Annotated in this window: 29 protein-coding genes and 1 pseudogene; 10 read left to right on the top strand and 20 right to left on the bottom strand. The window is 74.4% G+C overall.

Annotation, left to right across the window (positions count from 1 at the left end; all coding sequences use genetic code 11):
- Positions 1–13: 13 nt before the first annotated feature.
- Entirely contained in the window at positions 14–445 is a 432-nt protein-coding gene (locus ABD973_RS33020; RefSeq protein ID WP_241253093.1) for a type IV pili methyl-accepting chemotaxis transducer N-terminal domain-containing protein, read from the bottom strand.
- Between the two features lie 121 nt (positions 446–566).
- Between ABD973_RS33020 and ABD973_RS33015 the strand changes: the two genes are divergently transcribed.
- Entirely contained in the window at positions 567–1,298 is a 732-nt protein-coding gene (locus ABD973_RS33015) for a hypothetical protein (protein ID WP_345503926.1), read from the top strand.
- 38 nt (positions 1,299–1,336) lie between these two features.
- Here ABD973_RS33015 and ABD973_RS33010 read toward each other — a convergent pair whose 3' ends face one another.
- Both ABD973_RS33010 and ABD973_RS33005 read right to left on the bottom strand, forming a co-directional pair.
- On the bottom strand, positions 1,337–2,440 hold the full coding sequence (locus ABD973_RS33010) for a right-handed parallel beta-helix repeat-containing protein (RefSeq protein WP_345503924.1): 1,104 nt from the start codon (positions 2,438–2,440) through the stop codon (positions 1,337–1,339).
- A gap of 221 nt (positions 2,441–2,661) precedes the next feature.
- On the bottom strand, positions 2,662–4,275 hold the full coding sequence (locus tag ABD973_RS33005) for an MFS transporter (RefSeq protein WP_345503922.1): 1,614 nt from the start codon (positions 4,273–4,275) through the stop codon (positions 2,662–2,664).
- Between the two features lie 127 nt (positions 4,276–4,402).
- Here ABD973_RS33005 and ABD973_RS33000 point away from each other — a divergent pair, with 127 nt between their 5' ends.
- Positions 4,403–4,855 carry a MarR family winged helix-turn-helix transcriptional regulator gene (locus ABD973_RS33000; RefSeq protein ID WP_125595400.1) on the top strand — a complete coding sequence of 151 codons (453 nt, stop codon included), beginning with the start codon at positions 4,403–4,405 and terminating at the stop codon, positions 4,853–4,855.
- Between the two features lie 81 nt (positions 4,856–4,936).
- Here the strand turns inward: ABD973_RS33000 and ABD973_RS32995 are convergent, their stop codons facing one another.
- The 4 genes from ABD973_RS32995 to ABD973_RS32980 form a co-directional block, all read right to left on the bottom strand.
- The gene (locus tag ABD973_RS32995) at positions 4,937–5,284 is read right to left on the bottom strand and encodes an ArsR/SmtB family transcription factor (protein WP_125595417.1); all 348 of its coding nucleotides are present in this window, start codon (positions 5,282–5,284) and stop codon (positions 4,937–4,939) included.
- Between the two features lie 174 nt (positions 5,285–5,458).
- Positions 5,459–5,833 carry a hypothetical protein gene (locus tag ABD973_RS32990; RefSeq protein WP_007261943.1) on the bottom strand — a complete coding sequence of 125 codons (375 nt, stop codon included), beginning with the start codon at positions 5,831–5,833 and terminating at the stop codon, positions 5,459–5,461.
- 117 nt (positions 5,834–5,950) lie between these two features.
- Positions 5,951–6,613, bottom strand: coding sequence for a lysophospholipid acyltransferase family protein (locus tag ABD973_RS32985; protein ID WP_345504834.1), 663 nt, complete (start codon positions 6,611–6,613; stop codon positions 5,951–5,953).
- A gap of 113 nt (positions 6,614–6,726) precedes the next feature.
- Positions 6,727–7,050: a DUF6247 family protein gene (locus ABD973_RS32980; RefSeq protein ID WP_125819766.1), complete on the bottom strand. Its 324-nt coding sequence runs from the start codon at positions 7,048–7,050 to the stop codon at positions 6,727–6,729.
- A 166-nt stretch (positions 7,051–7,216) separates the two neighbouring features.
- Between ABD973_RS32980 and ABD973_RS32975 the strand changes: the two genes are divergently transcribed.
- The gene (locus ABD973_RS32975) at positions 7,217–7,996 is read left to right on the top strand and encodes a maleylpyruvate isomerase family mycothiol-dependent enzyme (protein ID WP_125819767.1); all 780 of its coding nucleotides are present in this window, start codon (positions 7,217–7,219) and stop codon (positions 7,994–7,996) included.
- Between the two features lie 29 nt (positions 7,997–8,025).
- On the opposite strand, the gene ABD973_RS32970 is transcribed toward ABD973_RS32975, so the two are convergent.
- Positions 8,026–8,928, bottom strand: a complete 903-nt coding sequence (locus tag ABD973_RS32970; protein WP_345503916.1) for an NAD-dependent protein deacetylase — start codon at positions 8,926–8,928, stop codon at positions 8,026–8,028.
- Between the two features lie 74 nt (positions 8,929–9,002).
- Complete coding sequence (locus ABD973_RS32965) at positions 9,003–9,506, bottom strand: GNAT family N-acetyltransferase (protein ID WP_345503914.1); 504 nt, start codon at positions 9,504–9,506, stop codon at positions 9,003–9,005.
- Positions 9,507–9,621: 115 nt separating this feature from the next.
- On the opposite strand from ABD973_RS32965, the gene ABD973_RS32960 reads away from it, so the two are divergent.
- The 4 genes from ABD973_RS32960 (at position 9,622) to ABD973_RS32945 (ending at position 12,320) form a co-directional block, all read left to right on the top strand.
- Positions 9,622–10,386 (top strand): PIG-L deacetylase family protein, encoded by a 765-nt coding sequence (locus tag ABD973_RS32960; protein ID WP_206436462.1) that lies wholly within the window; start codon positions 9,622–9,624, stop codon positions 10,384–10,386.
- Between the two features lie 108 nt (positions 10,387–10,494).
- Entirely contained in the window at positions 10,495–11,139 is a 645-nt protein-coding gene (locus tag ABD973_RS32955; RefSeq protein ID WP_125819770.1) for a VOC family protein, read from the top strand.
- Positions 11,126–11,485, top strand: a complete 360-nt coding sequence (locus ABD973_RS32950) for a hypothetical protein (protein ID WP_345503911.1) — start codon at positions 11,126–11,128, stop codon at positions 11,483–11,485. Before ABD973_RS32955 ends, ABD973_RS32950 begins: the two co-directional genes overlap by 14 nt.
- Positions 11,486–11,534: 49 nt before the next feature.
- On the top strand, positions 11,535–12,320 hold the full coding sequence (locus tag ABD973_RS32945; RefSeq protein ID WP_125823797.1) for an SDR family oxidoreductase: 786 nt from the start codon (positions 11,535–11,537) through the stop codon (positions 12,318–12,320).
- A gap of 206 nt (positions 12,321–12,526) precedes the next feature.
- On the opposite strand, the pseudogene ABD973_RS34860 reads toward ABD973_RS32945, so the two are convergent.
- Positions 12,527–12,676: pseudogene (locus ABD973_RS34860) on the bottom strand (serine hydrolase); the annotation flags it as partial.
- A 155-nt stretch (positions 12,677–12,831) separates the two neighbouring features.
- On the opposite strand from ABD973_RS34860, the gene ABD973_RS32940 reads away from it, so the two are divergent.
- Positions 12,832–13,482, top strand: coding sequence for a TOPRIM nucleotidyl transferase/hydrolase domain-containing protein (locus tag ABD973_RS32940; protein WP_125819772.1), 651 nt, complete (start codon positions 12,832–12,834; stop codon positions 13,480–13,482).
- A 46-nt stretch (positions 13,483–13,528) separates the two neighbouring features.
- Here ABD973_RS32940 and ABD973_RS32935 read toward each other — a convergent pair whose 3' ends face one another.
- Positions 13,529–14,125 carry a TetR/AcrR family transcriptional regulator gene (locus ABD973_RS32935; RefSeq protein WP_125595409.1) on the bottom strand — a complete coding sequence of 199 codons (597 nt, stop codon included), beginning with the start codon at positions 14,123–14,125 and terminating at the stop codon, positions 13,529–13,531.
- 93 nt (positions 14,126–14,218) lie between these two features.
- On the opposite strand from ABD973_RS32935, the gene ABD973_RS32930 reads away from it, so the two are divergent.
- Entirely contained in the window at positions 14,219–15,007 is a 789-nt protein-coding gene (locus ABD973_RS32930) for an SDR family NAD(P)-dependent oxidoreductase (protein ID WP_125819774.1), read from the top strand.
- 105 nt (positions 15,008–15,112) lie between these two features.
- On the opposite strand, the gene ABD973_RS32925 is transcribed toward ABD973_RS32930, so the two are convergent.
- The 4 genes from ABD973_RS32925 to ABD973_RS32910 form a co-directional block, all read right to left on the bottom strand.
- Positions 15,113–15,517, bottom strand: coding sequence for an aggregation-promoting factor C-terminal-like domain-containing protein (locus ABD973_RS32925; protein ID WP_468621948.1), 405 nt, complete (start codon positions 15,515–15,517; stop codon positions 15,113–15,115).
- A gap of 389 nt (positions 15,518–15,906) precedes the next feature.
- Positions 15,907–16,170, bottom strand: a complete 264-nt coding sequence (locus ABD973_RS32920) for a hypothetical protein (RefSeq protein ID WP_125819776.1) — start codon at positions 16,168–16,170, stop codon at positions 15,907–15,909.
- Positions 16,157–16,432 (bottom strand): DUF6400 family protein, encoded by a 276-nt coding sequence (locus ABD973_RS32915; RefSeq protein WP_345503906.1) that lies wholly within the window; start codon positions 16,430–16,432, stop codon positions 16,157–16,159. Before ABD973_RS32915 ends, ABD973_RS32920 begins: the two co-directional genes overlap by 14 nt.
- Positions 16,433–16,567: 135 nt before the next feature.
- Positions 16,568–17,773 carry an alpha/beta hydrolase family protein gene (locus ABD973_RS32910; RefSeq protein WP_345503904.1) on the bottom strand — a complete coding sequence of 402 codons (1,206 nt, stop codon included), beginning with the start codon at positions 17,771–17,773 and terminating at the stop codon, positions 16,568–16,570.
- Between the two features lie 193 nt (positions 17,774–17,966).
- On the opposite strand from ABD973_RS32910, the gene ABD973_RS32905 reads away from it, so the two are divergent.
- Positions 17,967–19,217, top strand: a complete 1,251-nt coding sequence (locus tag ABD973_RS32905; RefSeq protein ID WP_345503902.1) for a glycosyltransferase — start codon at positions 17,967–17,969, stop codon at positions 19,215–19,217.
- Between the two features lie 10 nt (positions 19,218–19,227).
- On the opposite strand, the gene ABD973_RS32900 is transcribed toward ABD973_RS32905, so the two are convergent.
- From ABD973_RS32900 to ABD973_RS32880, 5 genes are all read right to left on the bottom strand, one after another.
- Positions 19,228–19,974: a hypothetical protein gene (locus tag ABD973_RS32900; protein WP_125819779.1), complete on the bottom strand. Its 747-nt coding sequence runs from the start codon at positions 19,972–19,974 to the stop codon at positions 19,228–19,230.
- A 93-nt stretch (positions 19,975–20,067) separates the two neighbouring features.
- Positions 20,068–20,670, bottom strand: coding sequence for a GTP-binding protein (locus ABD973_RS32895; RefSeq protein WP_125604210.1), 603 nt, complete (start codon positions 20,668–20,670; stop codon positions 20,068–20,070).
- Entirely contained in the window at positions 20,657–21,028 is a 372-nt protein-coding gene (locus ABD973_RS32890) for a DUF742 domain-containing protein (RefSeq protein WP_042800368.1), read from the bottom strand. The genes ABD973_RS32895 and ABD973_RS32890 overlap by 14 nt, the downstream gene beginning before the upstream one ends.
- Positions 21,028–21,432, bottom strand: coding sequence for a roadblock/LC7 domain-containing protein (locus ABD973_RS32885; RefSeq protein ID WP_125604211.1), 405 nt, complete (start codon positions 21,430–21,432; stop codon positions 21,028–21,030). The genes ABD973_RS32890 and ABD973_RS32885 overlap by 1 nt, the downstream gene beginning before the upstream one ends.
- On the bottom strand, positions 21,429–23,777 hold the full coding sequence (locus ABD973_RS32880; protein ID WP_345503896.1) for a sensor histidine kinase: 2,349 nt from the start codon (positions 23,775–23,777) through the stop codon (positions 21,429–21,431). The genes ABD973_RS32885 and ABD973_RS32880 overlap by 4 nt, the downstream gene beginning before the upstream one ends.
- Between the last annotated feature and the right edge of the window lie 32 nt (positions 23,778–23,809).

The following is a 23,809-nucleotide window of genomic DNA, read 5'->3' as shown; positions in this document are numbered from 1 at the left end:
GGTCAGCGTGCCGTCAGCACTTGAGTCCGGTGGCGGCGGCGGTCGAGGCCTGGTCCAGCTTCTGGATCTGCGGCTGGAGCTTGGTGAGGGCCTCCTGGCCGGTGGTGTCGCCCGGCAGGTCCTCGTAGCCCTTCTTCAGGTCCTCGGCCGCCTGCTTGATCGCGTCCCGCTCGGCCTGCTTCAGCTCCTTGGTGTTCTCCTTGACGTTGTCCCAGTCCTTCTGGACCGCGTCGTAGGCTTCCTTGATCTGGTCCTTGGTCGCGGAGGCGGGGTTCATGGCCTTGAGCTTGGCGTTGTCCGACTTGAGGGCGTTCAGGTCCGTGCAGAGGTCCGCCGCGGCCTGGGTGGCCTGCTCGGCGGCCGAGTTGTCGTCGCTGTCGGAGCAGGCGGCGAGTCCGAGCGCCGCGCTGACGCAGAGCACGCCGATCACGGGGAGTCGCTTCATGGGAGACCTTCCTGGCAGGGGCAGAGCGTACGTACGAGACATTTCGTGACGCAATGCAAAACTAAGCAGGGCGGGGGTACCGCGCATCCGCACGTCGCCCGTTCGATACCTTGACGGGGTCATGCCCGAGAACACGACCGTGCGCGAGCTGTGGGACAGGACCCACCTGGCGCTGCTGCCCTGGACCCGCGACCCCGCGGCCGCACTGAACGCCCGCTGCCTGGAGGCGGTGACCGCGACGGTCACCCTGCTGTGGGGCGACTGCGACGACGAGCTCCTCGACGCCCCCGCCACCGACGCGCAGGTCCATGCGATCGTCGCCGCTCGGACGGCGTACGGTCTCGGCTGGCGCGACGCGGTGCTCGGCGACGTCGCGGCGGACGCGCGGGCCTCGGGACGGGGGCCCGGACCGGGCGGCCTGTGGGCACCGGCCGGGCAGTGGCACCTCGGACGGGGGCGGGCCTTCCGGCCGACCCTCCGCCAGAACCTGGAGTTCGTCGCGCGGCACCCCTGGGCCGCGGAGCTGGAGCACCTGCGGGCCGTCCGGTGCGCCGCCGGGGCCTCCCCGGCCGATCCGCGCGCCGTCCTCACGTCGCTCTACCGCACGGCCTGGACCGAGCGGGCCACCGAGCGCCTGGGATGGGACGACGCCGCCTGGTGGCAGTACCTGGACGTCGCGGAGCTGACGGCCTGGGCGGTGGTCGTGCTGGGACTGCCAGCGGAACACCCGGCGGACGTGGGAACGAGGGTCGAGGACGCCGCCGAGGCGGTGAGCCCGTACGGCTGGACCTGGACGGGGACGGGCCTGCCGGAGGGCTTCCTCGACGCGGCCTTCGAGGCGCTCGGGGTGTGAACAGCGCTGCCCGCGCGCCGCGTCGTGCGGCGACCGGACTACCGCCGGGTGGTGACCGTCGCGGTGAAGCCGTTCTGCTCGAACTTGCGGATGCGGTCTCCCGTGATCTTGGTGATCTTCACATGGTCCAGCTCCACGGTGGTGTTGACCACCGTGGCGATGGCCGCGACCCCTCCCCCGCCGCCCCGGACGGTGTCCTTGACCGCGGTGAACCTGCCGTCCTGGAAGGCCATCGCGAAGTACTCGTTGTCGACGAAGGTGTTGCGGCTGGTGCTCACGACACCGAAGGCGTAGAGGCCCAGCTGGTTGCGGACGAGACGGTTCCCGGCGACCGTCACGCCCGTGTTGGCGAGGATGCCCGCGTGCTGGACCTCGGTGAAGAAGTCGGGGCCGCAGCCCGGATCCGGCTCGCGGCAGGCGTTGTCGCTGACGGTGTTCCGCTCGGCCCGGCCGGTCGCCTCGACGAACTCGATGCCGTCGGTGGAGATGGTCTTCTGCCCCGTGACGACGTTGTCCAGCACGGTGGCCTTGGAGTCCGCGCCGAGCACGACGATTCCGGACCCCTGGTAGTCGGTGATCTTGGAGTCCCGGATGTCCGCCGAGCCCACGCCGCTGGGGAAGTCTCCGATGAGGACGGCGCTGGCGCTGCGGAAGCAGGGTGCCAGCGGCGTGTCCTTGATGTGGCTCACCGCCGCGCGGCTCAGGTCGAGGTGCGCCCCGTCCTGGACCCGGATGCCGGCGCCGAGCGCGCCCTCCTCGCAGGTGCCGGAGCCCGGTCCGCTGACCGTGAGGCGGGAGATCCTCACGGACGCCGAGCTGTCGAGGGAGACGATCGCGTTGCGGCCGTCGGGGCCGGCCACCATGTTCGCGGGGGCGAGGATGGTGGTCCTGCCGGCTCCCGCGCCGGTGAGGGTGAGGTTCTTGTGGATCGTCACCTGCTCGCGGTAGACGCCGGGGCGCACCGCGATCCGGTCGCCGGCCCGCGCGGCGTCGACCGCCGACTGGACGGTCGGGTAGGCGGCCGAGGGGACCACGAGTTCGCGCGGCTGCGAGGCGGCGGACGAGGGGGCGAGGGAGCCGAGGGCCACCGAGGCGAGCAGTGTGCCGAGGGCCGCCGCGCAGCGTGAGCGGAGGGGGTTCATCGCGTTCTCCTGCCGATGGGAGGACCGCCGGTGGCCGCCCGGCGCCGTGGGACACGTGGCGGAGCGGCGGGGACGGCCGGTTCGCACAGGGCCACCCGAGCACAGGGCGGGCCGGATCGGCGGAGGCCGTGCCGCGCGGGTGGGCCGTCCGGAGCAGCGGGACCACTCGGCGAGACGGGAGGCGCCCGGTGCACGGGGGCGCGGGGCGCCTCCCGGCGGCCCTACTCGGCCCCGGGCGCGGGGCGGTGGCGGTCCGGCCGGAACCCGACGGCCAGGAGGACCGCTCCGGCGAGCGCGAATCCCGCCGTCCAGAGCGCACCGACGTGCATGGCGTGGAAGAACGCGGTGTCGGCCGCCCGGGCGAGCCCCGCGTCGTGCGTGGCGGCCGCCGCGTGCCGGGCGAGCTCCGCCGAGACGCGGGCCTGGAGCCGTACCTCGTCCGGGAGGCCGGTGAGGGAGCCGTCGATCGCGCGCCGGTAGACGATCGAGGTGATGGTGCCGCCGGCCGCGATGCCCAGGACGCTGCCGGTCTGGCGCAGGGTGCTGTTGACGGCGCTGCCCGCGCCGGAGCGTTCCAGCGGCAGGGAGCCCAGTACGGCGGCCGTGACGGGTGCGATGACCATGCCGATCGCGGTGCCCTGGACCAGCATGACCGCCGCGTACCCGGCGATCGGCGTGGTCGCACCGAAGAGGGCCGGGGCCGCCATCGCCAGGGCCGCGACGGCGAGCGAGACGGACGAGACGAGCCGTACGGACGTGCGGCGGGCCAGCCGGACGGCGATCGGTGAGCCGACGACCACGCCGAGCGCGGCCGGGAGTCCGAGCAGCGCGGCCTCGAACGCCGAGTAGTGGCGGGCGCCCTGAAGGTAGAAGGCCAGGTAGAACGAGCCGGACGTCAGGGACAGGAAGACCAGCATCAGGGTGAGGTTCCCGGCGGCGAACCGGCGCTGCGCCAGCAGCCGGGGGTCGAAGCTCGGGTGGGCGATCCGCAGCTCGGTGATGACGAACGCCCCGATCAGGGCGACGCCCGCCGCGGTGCTGCCCCAGACGCCCGGGTGGGCGAAGGAGGCGTCCTGGCCGGCCCGGATCAGGCCGTACGCGAGGAGGCCGAGGCCGCCGGTGGACAGGAGCAGGCCGGCCGGATCGAGGGGCCGCACCCGCGGGCTGCGGAAGTTGGGCACGTACCGGGCGACGAAACCGAGGCCGAGGAGGACCACCGGTACGTTGACCAGGAACACCGACCCCCACCAGAACGCCGCGAGCAGCGCTCCCGCCAGGATCGGGCCGGCGGCGAGGCCGACGCCGGCGAAGGAGGACAGCATGCCGAAGGCGGCCGGGCGTTCCGCGGGCTCGAAGGTCCAGCTGACCACCGCCATGGTGGCGGGGACGATCAGCGCGGCGCCGGCTCCCATCACGGCGCGGGCGGCGATGAGCTCGGCGGGGCCGGCGGCGTAGGCGGCGAGGACGGAGGCGGCGCCGAACAGGGCCATGCCCGCCAGCAGCGTGTTGCGGTGGCCGAAGCGGTCGCCGAGGGCGCCGCCGGTGAACATCAGGCCGGCGAAGGCCAGCGTGTAGGCGCCCGTGGCCCACTGGAGCTGGCCGGGGGTGGCACCCAGTCCCCGGACGGGGTCGGACAGCGTCTCGAAGGCCGTGGACAGGATGGTTCCGTCGAGCCAGATGAGGAGCTGGGAGAAGACGAGGACGCCGAGGACGAGGCGGCGGCGGGCCGGCGGGAGGGGGGACCGGGCCCCCGCGGGAGCGGAACGGGCTGTCGGCGGGGACGTGGTGGGCGGTGTCGCGGGTGGTGTCGGGGGTGGCTGGGTGGCGGAGGACATGCGTGACTGCCTTCGGATCAGGGTGGGTTCGGGTCACTGCCGCGGCGTATCATCGTCAGGTACCTGACGGCCCACTCATCGTGACAAGTCGTCAAGTACCTGTCAATCATGAATTCGGAGGTCGCCCATGGGCGAACAGACGCAGGGCCGGGTGCTGAGCTTCCTGGTCCGCCAGACCTGGCTCGGCATGCGGGCCGCGATCGGGGCGGAACTGACGGAATTCGGTCTCACCGTGCCGCAGTTCGCCACCCTGATGATGGTCAGGGCGTCCCCGGGGATGTCCGTGGCGCAGCTGGCCCGCTCGGTGGGCAGCACCCGCCAGGCCGCCAACGAGATGCTGACGGCCCTGCAGCGCGACGGGCTGATCACACGCTCCCCGCACCCCACCGACCGCAGGACGCACCAGCTGCACGTGACCGAGCTCGGGGCCGCGCGTTACGAGGAGGCCTTCCCTGCCGTCGTGCGCCGGGAGGCGGAGCTGGAGGAGGGGCTGGCCCCGGGCCAACGGGAGGCCGCCCTCGCCTGGATGGCGGCCGTCACGTCCGCCTGCCAGGAGCCGGTGGACGGCTGCGACCAGTGAGCCGGGGGGCGGCGGGCGAGGGCGCCCGGCCCGTCGCCGCCGCTCGGCCGGGCGTCGCTCCCCTGCCGCGCACCCGGTGTCCTACATGCGGACGGGGGCCGGGTCGGAGTCGTTCAGCTCGGCGATCAGGGCGTTGCGGCCGGCCAGCATCTCCGTGAGGATCCGGCGGGCGGCGCGCAGGAGTTCGGCGACGTCGCCGCCGGCGAGGGCGTAGGTGACGGTCGAGCCCTCACGGGTGGAGACGACGATGCCCGACCGGCGCAGGACGGCCAGCTGCTGCGACAGGTTGGACGCCTCGACGTCGATCTCGGCGAGCAGGTCCCGTACGGGCATGGGGCCGTCCTGGAGGAGCTCCAGCACGCGGATGCGTACGGGGTGACCGAGCATCCGGAAGAACTCGGCCTTGGCCTGGTACAGCGGGACCTGCATTCCCACGACGCTCCTGTTCCTCTGCGAACGGACTCCGGCTCGGGCGGGGATCACCGCCCCCGCCCATCGTCGCGTCCTGTCGGCCCACGCGGAACCGATGATGACCGGTTTTACATGTTCCGAGTTGAAGAGTTCTTCAACTCATGGGCATGCGTGGGCCCGACGGACGCCGCGTCAGACCTCCAGTTCGGCCTCGATGCGGCTGAGCTGGTGGCGTGCCATCGCCAGGTTCGACCTCCCCCGGTCCAGGACCAGGTAGAGGAACAGACCGCCGCCGGAGCGGCTGCGCCGGATCCGGATCAGGTGGTACTGGCCGCCGAGCGTGATCAGCACGTCCTCGATGTCGTCCTGCATGCCGAGCATCTCCATGGTGCGCAGCTTGGCCCGGATGACGTCGGTGTTCCCGGCGGCCGCCACCGTCAGGTCCAGGTCCTTGCCCCCGCCGAGCGTGCCCAGGGCCATCCCGCTGGCGTAGTCGACCAGCGCCACCCCCAGGGCCCCTTCGATCGAGGTCATCGCTTCCTTCAGTGACACTTCCACGTTCGCCATGGCTGTCCTCCGCTGGTGTCATGTGCCGGACGCGGCACGGATCTCACGTACCGGGACGCTACCGATCGCGCGGCTCCGGCTGGCGGGATCAAAGGAATTGGCCGGATTCCGCCGCCGTCAGGCGGCGGACGCGGCGGGCTCGCGCAGCCGCGCCGCCGCCGTGCGCCAGGCGTCGGTGACGGCGGCGTGCGCCTGGACGGTACGGGCGGCGGTGTCGCCGCTCAGCTCCAGCGGGCGTCCGACGTGGACGTGCATCCGGGGCCGGCGCAGCGGGGCCGTGACGAGGCCGGCGACCTGCTTGGCGGCGCCTCCGGAGGTGATGCGGCGGGCCCCCGCGTGGCCCACGGGGACGACGGGCGCCCCGGTGCGCGTGACCAGCCGGGCGAGGCCGCTGCGGAAGGCCAGGGGTGCCGCTTCGGCGGCGTCGCGGCGGGAGGGGATGCCACCCTCGGCGTACATGAGCACCGAGCGGCCGTCCGCGAGGGCGGACGCGGCGTGGTCGAGGGCCTCGGCGGCCCGCCGGTCCCCCCGGTGGACGGGGATGTGCCCCTCGCGGACGAGCAGGCGGCCCAGGACCGGGGCGCGCCACAGGCCCGCGGCGGCCATGACGACGGGTTCGACACCGCAGCGCCGCAGGGCCGCGAGGACCACGGCGGGGTCGGCGAGGGAGGTGTGGTTGGCGACGATGACGCTGCCGGGCGGCACGCGGGCACCGGGCTCCGTGGTGACGCGGACGTGGCCGAAGGCGGGGACGAGGAGCTGGGCGAGGCGGCTGAGCATGGCGTTCATTCCCGTTCGTGACGGCGTCTACGACGACTGCGGCAACTACTCCCAGAGTCGTCAACGCGCGCCCCGGCCGCCTGAGTCGTCGTACTCAGACGGGGCGCGTCGCCCTACCCAGAAGACGCCCGGCGCCCGCCGCGGAACTCCTCGGGGCCGGCGAACCCGGTCTCGTCGCGGCCGGCGGTGAGGAACGCGTCGACCTGCGGGGCGGAGGCCAGCCGGGCCTGCCAGGCGCCGAGCACCTCGTACGGCCCGGCCAGGGAGAACGTACGGCGGGATTCGTCGAGCGCCCGCGCCCACTCCGCCTCGAAGGCCGGCACCCATCGCTCGGCCCGCCGGTCGGCCCGCAACGCCGCGAGCAGTTCGGCCGGAGCCCCGGGCGCCGGCGCCGGCGCGCGTGGCGGGGCGGGTACGTGCTCGGGCTGCGCGCTCACGGGCTCCTCCAGGCGGGTCGTACCCCCACCGTAGCGCCCGGGGCCCGGCCGACGGCCGCGTCGCGCGGGCGGCGGTGCGGCCGCGTGGCCCTGCGGCCGGGCGGAGAAGTCCCGGTGCCGGTTTAATGGTTGGCCGCTCATCTGATCTTGCTGGTAGACAGTCCGGGTGCAGAACACTCTTGAGTTCACCGACCTCCTGCGGCTGATCGACGAGCGGTCCTCCGCCTTCCGCGCCGTGGTGGCCTCCGCGCCCGACCTTGACGTGCAGGTCCCCAGCTGCCCCGAGTGGACGCTGGCCGACCTCGTCCAGCACCTCGGCGGCGGCGACCGCTTCTGGGCCGCCATCGTCGGTGCGGGTCCCGCCGACGGGCCGCCGGCCGAGGCCGCCGCCGCGCGCGCCGCGCTGGTCGTGCCGCGGGAGCGCGAAGCCCTGGTGGCGTGGCTGGACGAGTCGACGCGGCAGCTGCTGGACGCCCTGCGGAAGGCCGGTCCGGACGGCGGCTGCTGGGCGTGGTGGGAGGAGCTGCAGTCCCCGCTCACCGCCGGAACCGTGGCCCGGCACCGGGTCCAGGAGAGCGCGGTCCACACCCACGACGCCCAACTCGCCCTGGGCGAGCCGAAGCCGCTGCCCGACGTGGTGGCGCTCGACGGTGTCGAGGAGTTCCTGACCACCTGCGTCGCCACCGTCAGCCCCTGGCCCCACAAGCCCGCCGCCCTCGACTTCCGCACCACCGAGGGCCCCGTCTGGCGTCTCACCCTCGACGGCTCCGGCGCGCGGGCCGCCCGGCTGCCGCTCCCCGCCGGCACGGCGGCGGAGGCCGGCGTCCTGGGCACGGCCAGTGAGCTGATCCTCTTCCTCTACAACCGCATCACGGCGGACTCCCTGCGGGTCGACGGTGACGCGGTCCTGTTCGACCAGCTCCGCGACTGGGACCCTCAGGCCTAGGGTCCGCCCCTGGGGCACCGGCCGGCCGCCTAGGCAGGGGTGTCCGGGTCCTGTACGGGGATGTGCAGGCGGGCGGCCACGGTGGTGAGGGCCGGGCCCAGGGGGAGGGCGACCCGGGTCGCGGCGTGCCGGTCGCCGCGGGTGGGGTCCTGGTTGACGATCAGCACCGGCTTGCCGGCGCGGGCCGCCTCGCGGACGAAGCGGAGCCCGGACATCACGGTCAGCGAGGACCCCAGGACCAGCAGTGAGGCCGCCGCGTCGACCAGTGCCCGGCAGTGTTCGACCCGCTGCGGCGGCACGGATTCGCCGAAGAACACCACGTCGGGCTTGAGGACGCCGCCGCAGCGCGCGCAGGGCACCACCCGGAAGTCCGCGACCTGCTCGTCCGTGAGGTCGGCGTCACCGTCCGGGTTCATCGCGGCCGCCACCGGCGCGAATCCGGGATTGGCCTCCTCCAGCCGGCGGGCGAGTTCGCCGCGCGGCCCGGCGGCGCCGCAGGAGAGGCAGACGACCCGGGCGAGGCTGCCGTGGAGTTCCACCACCGGGTCGCTGCCGGCGGCCTGGTGCAGGCCGTCGACGTTCTGGGTGATGACCCCGGCGAGCAGGCCGTGCCGCCCGAACGCCGCCACCGCCCGGTGCCCGGCGTTGGGCCGGGCCCGGCCGAAGGTGCGCCAGCCGAGGTGGCTGCGCGCCCAGTACCGGCGGCGGGCCTGGGCCCCGGCGGTGAAGTCCTGGTAGGTCATCGGGGTGTGCCGGGTCAGGCTCCCGCCCTCGCCGCGGTACGCGGGGATCCCCGACTCGGTGGAGATGCCGGCCCCGGTGAGGACCAGCACCCCGCCGGCGGCGAGCGCGTCTGCGACGGGGCCGAGGTCCGTGGTGCCGGGCGGCAGGTCCTCGGTCGGGGTCCAGCTCAGGGTGGGACGCGTGCGCATGCCGCCAGCGTACGGAGGACACGGGCCGTCCGTCTCCTGCGGAGCGGCGCGGGCCCGGCCGGTCCCGGTCCCGGTCAGGGCAACGAGCGGGTGAGCCAGACCACCTCACCGCTGTCCTCCGTGGACACGTGGTCCCGCTCGAACCCGAGCTTCTCCAGGACCCGGAAGGACGGCGTGTTCCACGCGCCGACGGTGGCCCAGATCCGCTCGCGGCCCGTCGCGGCGGCGGCGTCGAGCACCGCGCGGGCCGCCTCGGTGGCGTAGCCGCGCCCGTGCGCGCGCTGGAGCAGCTCGTAGGCGATTTCGGGCTCCTCCACGCTGGAGCGGCCGATGATCAGCCCGCAGTAGCCGATGAAGTCCCCCTCGTCGCGGCGCTGGATGGGCAGCAGGGCGATCCCGGTGGTCTCGGTCGCGGTGAGCAGCTCCCCGATGGCCGTCCGGATGCGGTCGACGGTGGGCGTCTCCTTGCCGCGTTCGGAGAGCAGTGCGCAGAACTCGGCGGCGTCCGACTCCGCCCAGGGCCTCAGTATCAGCCGCTCGGTCCGGAGGTGGAAGGGCATCGTCTCGTAGGGGGGCATGCCCCCACTCTGCCCCACCGGTGATCACGCACCCCGGCGGGAAGGGTGGGTGCCCCCTTCCCGGGGTACGGGTGCAGGCCCGCCCGTCCGTCCGCTCCGCCACCAGGAGGTACCCGTGCCGCTGCCCAGCCTGCTCGGCGTGTTCGCCCACCCCGACGACGAGGCCCTCGTCGCCGGCGGAGTCCTCGCGCAGCACGCCGCGTCGGGTGCGCGGACCGCCGTCGTCACCGCCACCTGGGCGCCCGGCACCTCCCGGGCCGCCGAACTGGCCGACTCCCTCGCGGCGCTCGGCGCCGGGGAACCCCGGATGCTGGGGTACGCCGACCACCGCGTCCCGGATTCCGCCCCCGGCCGGCCCCGGCTCTGCGACGCCCCGCTCGACGAGGCCGTCGGGCGGCTCGTCGGCCACCTCAGGCGGTTCCGGCCCCGGATCGTCGTCACCCATGACGCGTACGGCCAGCTCACCGGGCACCCCGACCACCGCCACACCCACCGCGTCACGGCGCTCGCGGTGGCCGCCTCCGGCCTGGAGCACCTCTACCCGGAGGCGGGTGCCCCCTGGCAGCCCCACGCCCTGTACGGGGCCACCCACCCGCACTCCGCCCTCGCCGACCTCGCGCCGCTGCTGGCCGGCGTCGGCAAGTCGGCCCTGAGCGTGCCGGACCACCTGGTCAGCGCCACGGTCGACGTGCGCCCGTGGCTCGGCGCCAAGTGGGCCGCCGTCCTCGCGCACCGCAGCGAGGTCGCCCGGGAGCGGGCGCTGCCCGGGATCCTGTCCCGCCTGCCCGCCGGGACGCGGAACCGTGTGATCGGCACCGAGTACTTCATCCGGCTGCACACCCACCCGGCCGCGCGCGGGCTGACCCGGCTGACGGTGTGACGGGCCGGCCGGGCATTTTCCGCTTGTGCTCGGCGGCCCCGGTCGGCAGGGTGTCCGGAGTGCCTGCTGATCTTGCTTCGAGATTGTTCGAGGGGTTTGGGGGAACCGATGCTGACCGGGATCGTGATCGACGCGCTGGACGTCGTACGGATGGAGCGCTTCTGGCGGGAGGCGACGCGGGGCCGGACGGACGGTCTGCGGCTGCGGTTCGTGCCGACGGCGACGCCGAAGGCGGGCAAGAACCGGCTCCACCTCGACCTGGCCGGGGGCCCTGACTGGGAGGTGGAGGTGGCGCGGCTGCTCTCGCTCGGGGCTACCCGGGCCGACATCGGCCAGGGGGACGTCCCCTGGGACGTGCTGGCCGACCCGGAGGGCAACGAGTTCTGCGTGCTGCGCCCCGGCCACCCGGGCGTCCTCGCCGATTCCGGACTGGTAGCGGTCTGTCTCGACATCGCCGAGGAGCACCGCCGCGCTCAGGAAGCGTCCTGGCCGTCGCGGACCGGCTGGGACACGGTGGAGTCCGAGGCCTGGGGCTTCCGGCTCCGCCGGACTCCCGCCAGCCCGGTCTCGCTGGTGATGGGGCCGCCCGCGGCGCCGAAGGCGGGGCGGAACAGGCTACGGCTGGAGACCGCCCGTCCGGGCGGTGAGCCGGGCGAGTTCCTCGACGCCGGCGGGAACGAGTTCCACGTCACCGGCGCCCGCCCCGCTCCGGCCCCGGCCCACGACGGAGGTGCGGGCGATGAGGACGCGTGAACTGAGGTTCGGCCTGTACGCGGACGAACAGGGACTGGCCTGGGTGAGGGGACTCGTCGGGGAGGCGGTGGCCCGTCGCGGGGCCCGGATCACCGGGGAGACCCTGTCGACGGACGACCGCCCCGACGGCGGGCCGGCGGCGGCCGAGCTGTACGACTTCCTGGCGGAGCAGTGGGCCGTGGAACATCCCGGCGAGAGCAGCGGCGCACGGCGGCCGGTCGAGCTGCGCGTCCGGCTGGCGTGCTCCCTGCGCACGTGGCGGGCGGTCCGCAAGGCGGTGATCGGCGCGATGTGCCCGGCGGGAGCGGCCCCTCACGTCTGCCGGGTTCCGTGGATGGTGGGCTGACGGCGGCCTGCCGACGACCTGATGCCGGAGGATGACGGGCATGACGGGCATGACGACAGGGCGTGAGGCGGCGTCAGGGGCCGGCCGGCCGGTCGCGCTGGTGACGGGCGTCGGCCGCACCGCCGGGATCGGCGCCGGGATCGCCCGCGAGCTGGCCGGGGCCGGCTGGGACATCGCCTTCACCTACTGGACTCCGTACGACGCGCGCATGAGCTGGGGCGTCGAGGCCGGCGCGGCGGACACCGTCGCCGCCACGCTGGCGGAGCGGGGCGCCAGGACGGTGGCGGTGGAGGCGGACCTCGCCGATCCCGGTGCCCCCGAGCGCGTCTTCGACGAGGCGGAGGGCGCGCTCGGCGGCGTCACCGCGCTGGTGATGTCGCACTGCGAGTCGGTCGACTCCGGCCTGCTCGACACCACCCTCGAAAGCTTCGACCGCCACTTCGCGGTGAACGCCCGGGCGACCTGGCTCCTGATCCGTGAGTACGGGCGCCGGTTCCGCGGGAGCCCCGGGACCGGCCGGGTGATCGGCCTGACCAGCGACCACACCGTGGGCAACCTGCCCTACGGGGCGAGCAAGGGCGCGCTGGACCGCATCGTGCTGGCCGCCTCGCACGAACTCGCGCACCTCGGGATCACCGCCAACGTGCTCAACCCGGGGCCGGTGGACACCGGGTGGATGTCCGACGGGATCCGGGAGCACGTGCTCGGCCGCACGCCGCTGGGCCGCCTGGGCACTCCGCGGGACGCCGCCCACCTGGTCGCGTTCCTCTGCTCGCCGCAGGGCCAGTGGATCAACGGGCAGCTGCTCAAGAGCGACGGCGGTTTCGCCGGCTGACCGCGGAAGCCGTCGGGCGGATCGGCGTTGCACACCACGGTGACCGCGGTGTTCCGGTCCGGGCTCACCTTGAAGGTGCTGTGGAACTGCTCCCAGTCACCCCGGTGCACGAGGCTCCCGTCGGGCAGCACGAGCACGCCGGCCCCGTACCGGCCCTCCTCGATGACGTCCCGGGTCCAGGCGGGCGGGTGGTCGAGGAAGGCGGACAGGGGGTCGTCCAGCGCGAGGCGGTGCCGTCCGGCGAGCAGGAGGACGGCGTCGGCGGTGAACTGCTTGGAGTGGGAGGCCATGTCGAAGACCGTCCGCGGGGTGATGGCGCGCCCGGTCGCCAGGTCGGCCTTGCCCCGGCCGTGCACCGCGATGCCGTCCGGTTCACGCGGACCAGCTTCCTCCCTTCTTCGAGCCTCCCCCGGCGGCCGCGGCGCGGCCAGTCGACCGGCAACGGCCGGAACGCCGCCGGGCCGTGGAAAACGAGTGTCCGCCCCGCCCCGGGGTGCAGCACAATCACCGCATGGCTGACATGGGACTGTTCCGGAACGCGGTCGCCGACTGGGCGGCGGGCGGCGACGACGGGCCGGCCGGGGAGCGGGCCGGGGAACTGGCCGCGGAAAGGGGTGTCGCGTCGGTGGTGCTGGTCGAGGGGCCCAGCGACCTCGCCGCCGTCGAGACCCTGGCGGCGCGCCTGGACCGGGACCTGCCCGCCGAGGGCGTCTGCGTCGTCTCCATGGGAGGGGCGATGAACGTCGGCCGGTACGCCCGGCTCCTGGGCCCGCCGGGACTGGGACTGCGCCTCGCCGGGCTGTGCGACGTGCGGGAGCAGCCCTACTTCGACCGCGGCTTCCAGCGGGCCGGGGCTCCCCGCCACGAGGTCTTCGTCTGCGTGGAGGACCTGGAGGAGGAGCTGATCCGCGCGCTGGGCGTGCCGCGGGTGGAAGGGGTCATCGAGGCCGAGGGCGACCTCGCCCCCTGGCAGACCTTCGTCCGCCAGCCCGCGCAACGCGGCCGCGACCCGCACCACCGGATGCGGCGCTTCCTCGGCACCAAGAAGGGCCGCAAGATCCGCTACGGGCACCTCCTCGCCCAGGCCCTCGACCTCGCTCTCCTGCCCGCGCCCCTCGACGCGCTGCTCACCGCCCTGGACCCGGCCCGCGCCGGACGCTGAGCGGCGGGACGCCGGCGCGCCCGGGCCGTCACCGGCCGGGGGCCGGTCACCGACCGGGGCGGGCCAGGCCGGTCAGGAGTACGTCCAGGGCCAGGTCGGTCGCCTCCGGCAGCGGGGTGTCCTCGAGGAGGGAGCCGAGGGCCAGCGTCGCCAGCCCGTGGACGGTGGAGAAGGCGACCTGGGCGAGGCGGACCGGGTCGCCCTCGCGGACGAACCCCTCCGCCTGGGCCCGCGCGATGAGTTCGGCGGTGGTGTCGAGGCTGTGGTGCCCGAGCTCCCTGAGTTCGGCACTGGAGTCGTCGGCGCGCTTGGCGCTGAACATCAGGTTCAGCAGGGGCGCGTGGGTGACGGCGAAGTCGACGTACGCCCGCCCCAGGGCGGCCAGGCGGTCCGGCACCGGGCCGGGTGCTTCGGCCGCGGCGCTCAGGCGGGCGTTCAGCCGGGTGAAGCCGCTGACGGCGAGGGCGTCCAGCAGGGCCTGCCGGTCGCGGAAGTGGCGGGAGGGCGCGGCGTGGCTCACGCCGAGGTCGCGTGCCAGGGCCCGGAGGGACAGGCCCTCCACGCCCGATTCGGTGAGGACGGTCTCCGCGCGCTCCAGCAGGGCGGTCCGGAGGTTGCCGTGGTGGTAGGGCCCCTCGCTCAAGGCGGGCTCCCCTCTCTTGATGTTGTCATTGACTACAATGATGTCGCCGCCTACATTCATGTGTGTCCAACACGTGAAACGGAGCAGCCTACGATGCCTATGACATACCAGGGGACCGTCACCCTGATCACCGGGGCGAGCGCCGGGCTCGGCGTCGAGTTCGCCCGCCAGTGGGCCGCACGCGGAGCCGACCTCGTCCTCGTCGCCCGCCGCCTCGACCGGCTCGAGGAACTGGCGGCGGAACTGGAGAAGCGCCACGGCGTCACCGCCCACGTGATCGCCGCGGACCTCGCCCGGCCGGGAGCCGCGGCCGCGCTGCGCGCGGAACTCGACGCGCGCGGGATCACGGTGCACTCCCTCGTCAACAACGCCGGCTTCGGCAGCCACGGCCCGTTCGCCGGCCAGGACGTGGCGCAGATCAACGAGATGATCCAGCTGAACGTGACGGCCGTCGCCGAGCTCACCCGGGCCTTCCTGCCCGACCTCGTGTCCGACGGCCGGGGTGCGCTGGTGAACGTGGCGAGCTCCGCGGCCTACCAGCCGACCCCCGCGATGGCGGTCTACGGAGCGAGCAAGGCCTTCGTTCTGAACTTCACCGAGGCCGTCGGCTACGAGACGCGGAACTCGCCGCTGCGGGTGCTCGCCGTGTCGCCGGGTCCGGTCAGCACGGAGTTCTTCGACGTCGTCGGCAGCCGGGACGCGGCCGTCGGCCGCATGGCCACGCCCGAGCAGGTGGTGACCGCGACCCGGCGCGCCCTGGAGCGCGCCAAGACCCCGCCCAGCATCGTCGCGGGCCTCGCCAACCGCGTCTCCGCGGCGGCCGCCGCACTGACGCCCCGGCGCCTCACGCTGGCGGTGTCGGGACGGGTCCTGAAGGCCTGACGCCTCGTGCCGCCGCCTGCGGACGCACATCCGCGTACGCAGGTACGGCAACGCCCGGCCGAGGGTCTCGGCCGGGCGTTGCCGGGGGGTTGCGTCACCGGTGGTCTAGTACCAGTGGTTGGCCTGCCAGAAGTTCCAGGCCTCGACGGGGCTGCCGTAGCGCTCGTTCATGTAGTCCAGGCCCCACTTGATCTGGGTGGCCGGGTTGGTCTTCCAGTCCGAGCCCGCGGAGGACATCTTCGACGCGGGCAGCGCCTGGACCAGGCCGTAGGCGCCGGAGGAGGAGTTCGTGGCGGTGTAGTCCCAGCCGCTCTCGTGCGTGACGATCTTGTCGAAGGCGGCGAACTGGGCCGGGTCCTTGATCATCTGCTGGGCGATCGCCTTGGCGCCCGTCGGAGCCGCCTGCGCCGGAACGGCGGCGAGCACGGAACCCGCGACACCCAGGGCGAGCACGGAACCGGCCAGAGCCTTCTTCGAAGCGGCGATGCGGCGGATGACAGCGTTGGACACGGAGGAACCTTCCGACGGGAACAAGGACGGCCGCCGCATGCCGAAGACATGCGTGAACCACTCACACAGGTGGGAGGGGCTCTGCCGGCGGGGGGCTCGCGCCCCGGCCGCCTCGGCGACATCACCCAGTTAGCCAGGCCCCCGACGCCCTGGCAAAGCCCCCACCTACTAGCCGCCCCGGCGGACCCGCAGCCGCGCCCCGGCCCCAAACGCGGGCGGGAGCGGGCCGGACGGGCTACTAACCCGGGCCGGATGTGACCTGGGTCCTGTGGGCCGCCTCACCGGCACACCGCCCCGATGTCACCCCACGTAACCGGTCAGACCCTGTGCGGTGGGTGTCCCCCGTCACTTCCAGCCCCCGAATCGAAGGCGATGCGCCTCCGCCGTGCCTAAGACGAGAGGCGTGGCCGGCCGCTGGTCACGCGGCTCCACAGGGAACGCGTGGCACCGAAGCCGCTCTCGTGCGTCCAGACGTGGGTGCAGCCGGGGCACTGGAGGTGCAGCAGGCTGCCCTTGTTCGAGAGCAGGTAGCGCCAGTGGCGGGAGCAGGCGCGCCGCTCCGTGCACGGCTCGCAGCCCCGGGTGTCCTCGCAGGCCGGGCACGGCACCCAGGCCCGGCGGCCGATCTCGGCCTGCGGGTCAAGCGGCAGCACGGCCGCCCCCGCGCACGGGCAGCACGCCGGCCGCCACCAGGGCGTCGTACGTGCGCTGCTGTTCGGCGTCGAGGCCGGAGTAGAGCAGGTCGTACGCCTCCTCCTCGCCCCTCAGCACGTCGACCGGATCCCAGTCGGGGCCGAGCGCGGCCATCACCTGGGCGCGCCGGAGCATCTCCTGGGAGGTCAGGTCGACGGTGAAGCCGACCAGGCCGGCGGGGCCGTCGGGGCCGGCGGGGGGCGGGGAGTGGTGCGTGGACATGGGGCAGAACTTAGGTATGCCTTCCCTCCCGGGTCAAGGGAGGGTGGGGGGAGTCACATCCCACCCTCCACGGAATGATCCGCACATATCCCCTCGGCCGTCAGGGGCCGCCGCGGGGCGGGCCGCCCGGTGCGGTCAGCCGCGCCGGAAAACCACCTCGGGGTCGGCCGCCGTCGGCCCGTCCAGGCGGGGTGCGGGCAGGCCCTTGAGGTGCCGGTCGAAGAAGTCACCGGTGTAGGCGCGGGTGATCCGCTGCGAGCGGTCTCCCGAGAGGGGGGTCTCCGGGTGCGGGGCGCCCGCGGCGTCGGCGAGGACGGGCCAGTCGGTGAATCCGGGGTGGCCCATGCCGGTGACGGTCAGCCAGCGCTTCCAGCCGTCCATCCGCGGCCAGGCGTCGGCCCAGCTGGTGTCCTCGATCTCCGGCGGGGTCAGGGCCGGGTCGCCGCCGAGCAGCAGGAACGGACGGCCGCCGAGGCCGGTCTCGGGGAGCGGGGCGAAGAAGGTGCCGTCCATGTTCACGCCGGCGGCCACGCGCGGGTCCGCGGCCATGGCCGTGGCGGCGGAGGCGCCGCCGATCGAGTGGCCGGCCATGCCGATGTGCCGGGCATCGATCAGCCGGGAGTGGCGCCAGGCGGGGCGGTCGCCGGTGAGCCGGTCCAGCAGGAACGTCACGTCGCGGGCCCGGGCTTCGGACACGCGGTGCAGCGACCGGTCGGGGAAGACCTGCTCGCAGGCCTTGCAGTCGAGCATCCTGCCGCCGGGGAAGACGGTGCCGTCGGACTCGTAGGCGTGGTCGAGGGCGGCGACCACGTAGCCGCGCGAGGTCAGGTCCTCCGCCAGCACGGTGAGGGAGGAGCGGGGCAGGGTGAATCCGGGTGAGAGGACGACCAGCGGGTACCGGCCGCCGCCGACGCGCGGCAGCGCTTCCTCGCGGGCGTGGGTGCGGACGGCGGCGACCTGTTCGGGCGTGGCGTGGCGGCCGAGTTCGCCGCGGTCCGTGAGCAGGGCGCGCGCCTCGGCCACGGTCGTGTACGGGGCCGGGTGTCCGGTGCCGCGCACGGCGGGGTAGTAGAGGGACACGAGCAGTTCGCGGTCGACGGCCGGGACCCAGGGGTCCTTGCGCGCGGTGTCGACGAGGTGGAGGGTGTCGCGGCCGACGGCGAAGGCGCCGGTGGGGCGCGGCAGTTCGAATCGCGCGGCACCAGCGGGGGTTTCCGCCCGGCCACCCGCGACGGCGGGCGTCGGCGCGGTGGTGGTGGCGGCGGTCGCGGTCACCTGGCCGCCGGCCAGCAGGAGTCCGGCCGCGGCGGTCGCCGCGAGCGCACGGATGATCTTGGTCATGCCCACACCATAGGGAAGTTAGGGCAGCCTCACCTAACCAAATTCTCATCCGGGCGCGGAATGGCCGGAATCCGCCGCCGCGGACCGGCCACCCGTCCGCGCCGCCCGCCGGCCGACCGGACGCCCGGAGGATTTCCGTGCCGCCCGCGCGGACGCACGGCGCGCACGCGGTGCGGACGCCACACTGGCGGGCATGAGGATCGCCGTCATGACAGCGGGGTCGCGCGGGGACGTCGCGCCGTACACGGGGCTGGGGGCCGGCCTGGCCCGGGCCGGCCACGAGGTCACCCTGGTGACCCACGAGGTGTTCGCACCACTGGTGGCCGGGTCGGGGGTGCGCTTCGCCACCCTCCCGGGGGATCCCCGGGCCGAGTTGCACTCGTCGCGCGGGCGTGGGCTGCACCGGAGCCGGCACGGGGCGGCGAAGCTGCTGCGGGCCGTCGCGCTGGCGCGGCGCATCGCGCCCGAGATGACGCACCCGCTGGTCAGTGCCGCGCGCGACGCGGACGTCGTACTGGCCGGCGGGACGGTCGCGCCGCTGGCGTACGCCATCGCCGAGGGCCTGTCCCGGCCCAGCATGGGCCTCTTCCTGCAACCGCTGCACGGCACCCGGGAGTTCCCTCCGCCGATGCTCGGCACCCGCTCCGCGGGCCCGCTGGGCAACCGGCTCGGCGGGCGGGCCGTCGTCACGGCCGTCGACCACGTCTTCACCCGGGCCGCGCGGGCCCTTGCCGCCGAACACGGCCTGCCCACCGGCCCGCTGTCCGCCGGCCGCCGCGCCCGCGAGCGGTGGGGCTGGCCCGTGTGGCACGGCTTCAGCGAGCTGGTGGTCCCCCGCCCCCGCGACTGGCGCCCGGGGCTGGAGGTCTGCGGGTACTGGTGGCCCCACGACGGCGCCGACAGCCGGCTCCCGCCGGAGCTGGAGGACTTCCTCGCGGCCGGCCCCGCCCCGGTGTACGTGGGCCTCGGCAGCGCCACCACACCCGACCCCGGGCGGGTCAGCGCCGACGTCGTGGCCGCACTGCGCGCGGCCGGGCTGCGGGGCGTGGTCCAGCAGGGGTGGGCCGGGCTGTCCGCCGCCCAGGACGACGTGATCACCATCGGCGAGGTGCCGCACTTCCTGCTGTTCCCCCGCGTGGCCGCCGTCGTCCACCACGCCGGGGCGGGCACCACCGGCGCGGCCCTGCGCGCGGGCGTCCCCTCCGTACCCGTGCCCGTGCAGTTCGACGCCCACTTCTGGGCGGCCCGCCTGGTGGAGCTGGGCACCGCCCCCGGTGTGCTGCCCCTGCGCCGCCTCGGCCCGGCCGCCCTCGGCGCGGCCGTGCGGGAGGCCGTGGGCAACCCCTCCTACCGGGAGCGGGCCCGGTACCTCGCCGGACGGCTGGCCGCGGAGGACGGGGTCGCTCCGGTCGCCGCCGCGCTCGAACGGCCGGCGCGGGCCTGAGGGGTGCCCCTCAGCCGCGCGGCTGCTGCTGCCAGGGCTGCTGGTACTGGCCCGGATGCTGGTACGGGCCGGGCTGCTGCTGGTACTGGCCCGGATGCTGCTGGTACGGCGCCGGCTGCTGGTACTGACCGGGATGCGGGTACTGCCCCGGCTGCTGCTGCGCGGCCTGGGCCGGCCGGGCGCCGCGCAGCAGGGCGTCGAAGCGCGCGTACAGGTCGTGGGCGGCGTCCGGGGCCGGTGCGTACGCGGTCACGGATCCGTCGGTGAGCCGCACCGTGATCACGCTGCCGCCGCCGGGGCCGGGCTGGTGCCAGACACCGGAGAGGGCCGTGGCGGGGACCCAGGACCCCTCGGTCTCGGGGCCGCCGCTCCCCCAACGGCGGCGCAGGGCCCGCCGGTAGCCGGGGATCAGCAGCAGGGGGAAGCTCACCACGACGAACAGGAAGAGGAAGACGCTCGCGAGCACCCCGCTGGTCCAGTGCAGCAGCGCGATGATCGCCCCGTAGCAGACGGAGGCGATGGCCACCATCAGGCAGGCGGTGACGGCGGCCTCCGGTGCCCCGTTCTTCTTGAGCAGGCTGTAGAGGCCTATCGACGCGAGCATCACCAGCAGGGTGACGCACCCGGCCCCCTCGCCGAAGAGCTTCTCGGCGAGGGAGTCCTCGCCGCCTTCCTTCTTGGCGGCGTAGCCGTGGTCGTGGAACTGGACGGAGACGCGCCCGCCCGGCGTGGCGGTCACGCCATTGATCGTGTACATGGTGATCACGCTAGCGCCGTCGTCCGGTAGGCCGGGGACCGCCCCCGGTCCGGGGCCCTCCCGGCAGCCCGTCCGGCCCCGTCCGCGTCGGTGTCAGACGCCGGCAGGTGCTCCGGCCCGGGCGATGACCACGTCGAGCAGGGCCAGAAGGGCGCCGCGGGCGTCCGTACGGGAGCGGGCGTCCAGCAGGAGGACGGGGGTGGACGGGTCGCGCAGGTGCAGCGCGGCGGCGATCTCCTCGGCGGTGTAGGCCTGTTCGCCGTGGAAGCAGTTCGCGCCGACGACGAACGGCAGGCCCCGGCTCTCGAAGAAGTCGATCGCGGGGAAGCCGCGGTCCAGGCGCCGCGTGTCGACGAGCACGAGCGCGCCCAGGGCCCCGTTCAGCAGGTCGTCCCACATGAACCAGAACCGCTCCTGGCCGGGCGTGCCGAACAGGTAGAGGACGACCCCGGCGTCGGAGAGGGTGATCCGGCCGAAGTCCATCGCGACGGTGGTCAGCGTCTTGGACTCGATGCCGTCGAGGTCGTCGACGCCGACGCCGGCGCTGGTGAGGCGTTCCTCCGTGCGCAGCGGCTCTATCTCGGAGACGGCCTCGACCAGGGTCGTCTTGCCGACTCCGAACCCCCCGGCGACGAGGATCTTCACGGGGGACGCCGCCCGGGCGGTGGAGTCGTCGGAAGGGTCATATCCGGGCAAGGTTGTCCCTGATTTTCATGAGCAGGTGGACGTTGGTGGTCTCGGCGCCCTCCAGGGGCGGCCGGTGGTGGATGAGTCCGCGGTCGGCGAGTTCGCCCAGCAGGAGCGTCATCGGGGTGAGGCGCATGTGCATGCGGGCGGCGATCTCGGCGACCGCCAGGCCGCCCGGCCGGGCGCACAGGGCGAGGACGGTCCGCCATTCGGTGGCCAGACCGGTGTGGGCGCCGTCGGCGACGGCCGCCGCCTCGATGGTGGTGTCCATGGTGAGGACGGTCTGCGGGGCGGCGGCCGTACGGCCGTCGGTCAGCGCGTACAGCCGTGTCCGGCGGGGGCTTCGGCGCGGCGGCTGGTCGGGCATTACGGCGTCGGCGGGGTGGTGCGCTCGGGGGTTCCCAGCCATTCGCCGAGTGCCTGGGCGGTGCGTACGGCTTCGCCGCCCAGTTCTCCGAGGCGCGCCTTGCGGGAGGTGACGACGATGAGCGTGCTGCCTTCCCCGCAGCCCACGACGCAGAGGTAGCGGTCGTCCATCTCCACGAGCTGGCGGATGACCCGGCCGCCGTCGATCTCCCGGGATATCGCCTTCACGGTGGCGGCGATGCCGGAGGACGCGGCGGCGATGCGTTCGGCCTGGTCCCGCTCCAGCAGGTAGGCGCTGAGCATGATCCCGTCGTTGGACAGGAGCACGGCTCCCTGGATGCCGGCGATCCTGCTCAGGTTGTTGTCCAGGATGCCGTAGATCGTGTCGCTGGCTGTCGTTGTCATGGCTGGTCCGCTCCGAGCTCTGCTTCCACTTTCTTGGTCCCCTCTTCGTAGTCGGCCCAGGCGTCGGCCACCTCTTCGGGTGTCTCCGGGTCCCGGCCGGCCGCCGGTTCCGGGGCGCGCGGGCCCCGGAGCTGCCGGGTGAGGTGGGTCTGCGGGACGCGCTCGGGCAGGGCCGGCCGCGCGCCGGGTCCGGGCGCGGGGGTGGCCGCGGCGGCCGCGGGGCGCTGCGGCGGGGCGGGCGCGAGGGCCACCGGGGCGTCGGCGGCGGGTACGGGCGCGGCCTCGGGTACGGGCTCCGGTACGGGTGTGGGTACGGGGCCGCGTACGACGGCGGGGCGCGGGGTCCGTTCGGGCAGCGGCCTCGGCTCGGCCGGTCGCGGCGCCGGGGCCTTCGCCTGGGCCGGGAGCAGCAGGCCGCCCGGCAGGATGACCACGGCGGCCGTGCCCCCGTACACCGAGCGGCGCAGCGTGACACGGGCCTCGAGCTGGTCGGCCAGGTGGCCCACGACGAAGAGGCCGAGCCGGTGGGCGTTCTCGGCGAGGACGGAGAACGGCGGCGCCGAGTGCAGGCGTTCGTTCATGGCCTCGTAGCCGGCGGCCGATACGCGCGGTCCGCGGTCCTCGATCTCGACCGAGAGGCCGTCGGCGACGAGTTCGGCGCGGACGACGACCTTCGACCGGGGAGGCGAGAACCGGGTGGCGTTGTCCAGCAGTTCCGCCAGCAGGTGGCTGATCTGGCTGATCACGTGCGGCCGTACGCTGGCCTCGTCCAGCGCCTGCCGTTCGATGCGCCGGAAGTCCTCGACCTCCGCGGCGGCCTCGCGCAGCAGGTCGGCGACGCGCATGGGTTCGGTGTGCGGGTCCGGGATCTCGCCGCCGGCGAGGATGAGCAGGTTCTCGATCTGCCGCCGCATCCCCACCGTCAGCTGGTCGGACCGCATCAACTGGGCCAGGAGCGCCTCGTCGTGGCCGAAGGTGTCCTGGAGCTCCTCGGTCAGGCCGAGCTGGCGGCTGACGAGGTTCCCGGTGCGCGAGGCGATGCCGGAGGCGAAGAGGCCGAAGCCGTGCCGCTCGGCCGCGAGTTGCCGGTGCCCGTCGACGGACACGGCGACGACGCGGGCGAAGGCGTCGGCGATCTGGCCGACCTCGTCCTCGCGTCCGTGTACGGCGGGCAGTGCCCCGGTGTCGACGGGCTCGCCGCGCTGGAGCCGGGCCACCACCTCGGGCAGGGTCTCCTCGGCGATGGCGACCGTGCGGGTGTGCAGGCGGCTGAGGCGGCGCAGCACCGACCGCGTGGTGAGGACGACGACCGCGGTGACCAGCAGCAGGGTGCCGCCGCTGGCCCCGACCAGCCAGTAGACCTCGGTCTGGAGCCCGGCGGCCTTCGCGTCGGCGTGCGCGAGCACGCTCTGGGCCCGGGCCGTGGTGAGTGCGGCCAGCCGGGGGGCGAAGCCGTGGTGCGCGGCGGGCCACTCGTCGACGTCCGCGGGCAGTTTCACGCCGGTCGCGGTGTCCTTGTGGTTGGCGATGACGGCGTTCTCGACGCGGAGCTTGGTCTGCCAGGCTTCCGAGCCGGTGAGCCTGTCGTAAGCGGTCAGTTCGGCGGGCGGCAGGTACGGCACGATCCAGGTGTCGTACAAGTAGCGGTGGGTGCCGACGGCGTCGAGGAACTGGGAGAAGCTGGTGGACGCCAGTTCGCGGGAGGGGCCCGCTAGCGTGAGGGCCGTGTCCTCGCGGGCGACCATCTCGGCGGCGGAGAAGAGGGCCACGGCGGGCCTGCTCTCCTGCGCGATCTCGGCGTCCTCGGCGTGGCTGAATTCGTCCTGGTAGGCGCGGATGATGTCGTCGATCACGCCGGTGTAGTAGCCGACGGCCTGTTCCGCGCTGCCGCTGTGCGCGTCCACGCGCTTGCGGTAGGAGGCGAGCAGGTCGAGCCGCCCGCTCACGGCGGCCAGGCGCCCCTCTCCCTGACCGGAACTCCCCGGGGCGCCCACGCCGCTGCCGACGATCTTGCGGAACTCCGCCGCGGCGCGGTCCGTCGCGGCCCGCCGCTCGCGCAGCGCTTCGTCGGCCACGGAGGATCCCGCCCACCGTGCGGCCGTCACCGCCCGCTCGGCCTGCAGCTCCGTCATCAGCCCGACCAGCGGTACGCCGATCCGTTCGCCGGCCTCCACGTCGGCGCGCAGGTGCTCCGACTGGGCGAGCAACCGCTGGGCGGTCACGGTGACCTGGGCCCCCATCGCCACGGTCGGGACGACGGCCAGGCAGACCAGCATCGTGCGCAGGCGCACGGTGCGGCGGCGCCGGGCCGGGGGCGGCGGGGTTGGCGGTCCTTCGGGGGCCATCGCAGACATCGGTCCTCGGGGGCGGCGGAGAC

The sequence above is a fragment of the Streptomyces racemochromogenes genome, from assembly GCF_039535215.1.
GTDB lineage: Bacteria > Actinomycetota > Actinomycetes > Streptomycetales > Streptomycetaceae > Streptomyces > Streptomyces racemochromogenes.
The sequence above is the reverse complement of the archived record's forward strand: the minus strand, read 5'-3'. Positions and strand labels throughout refer to the sequence as shown.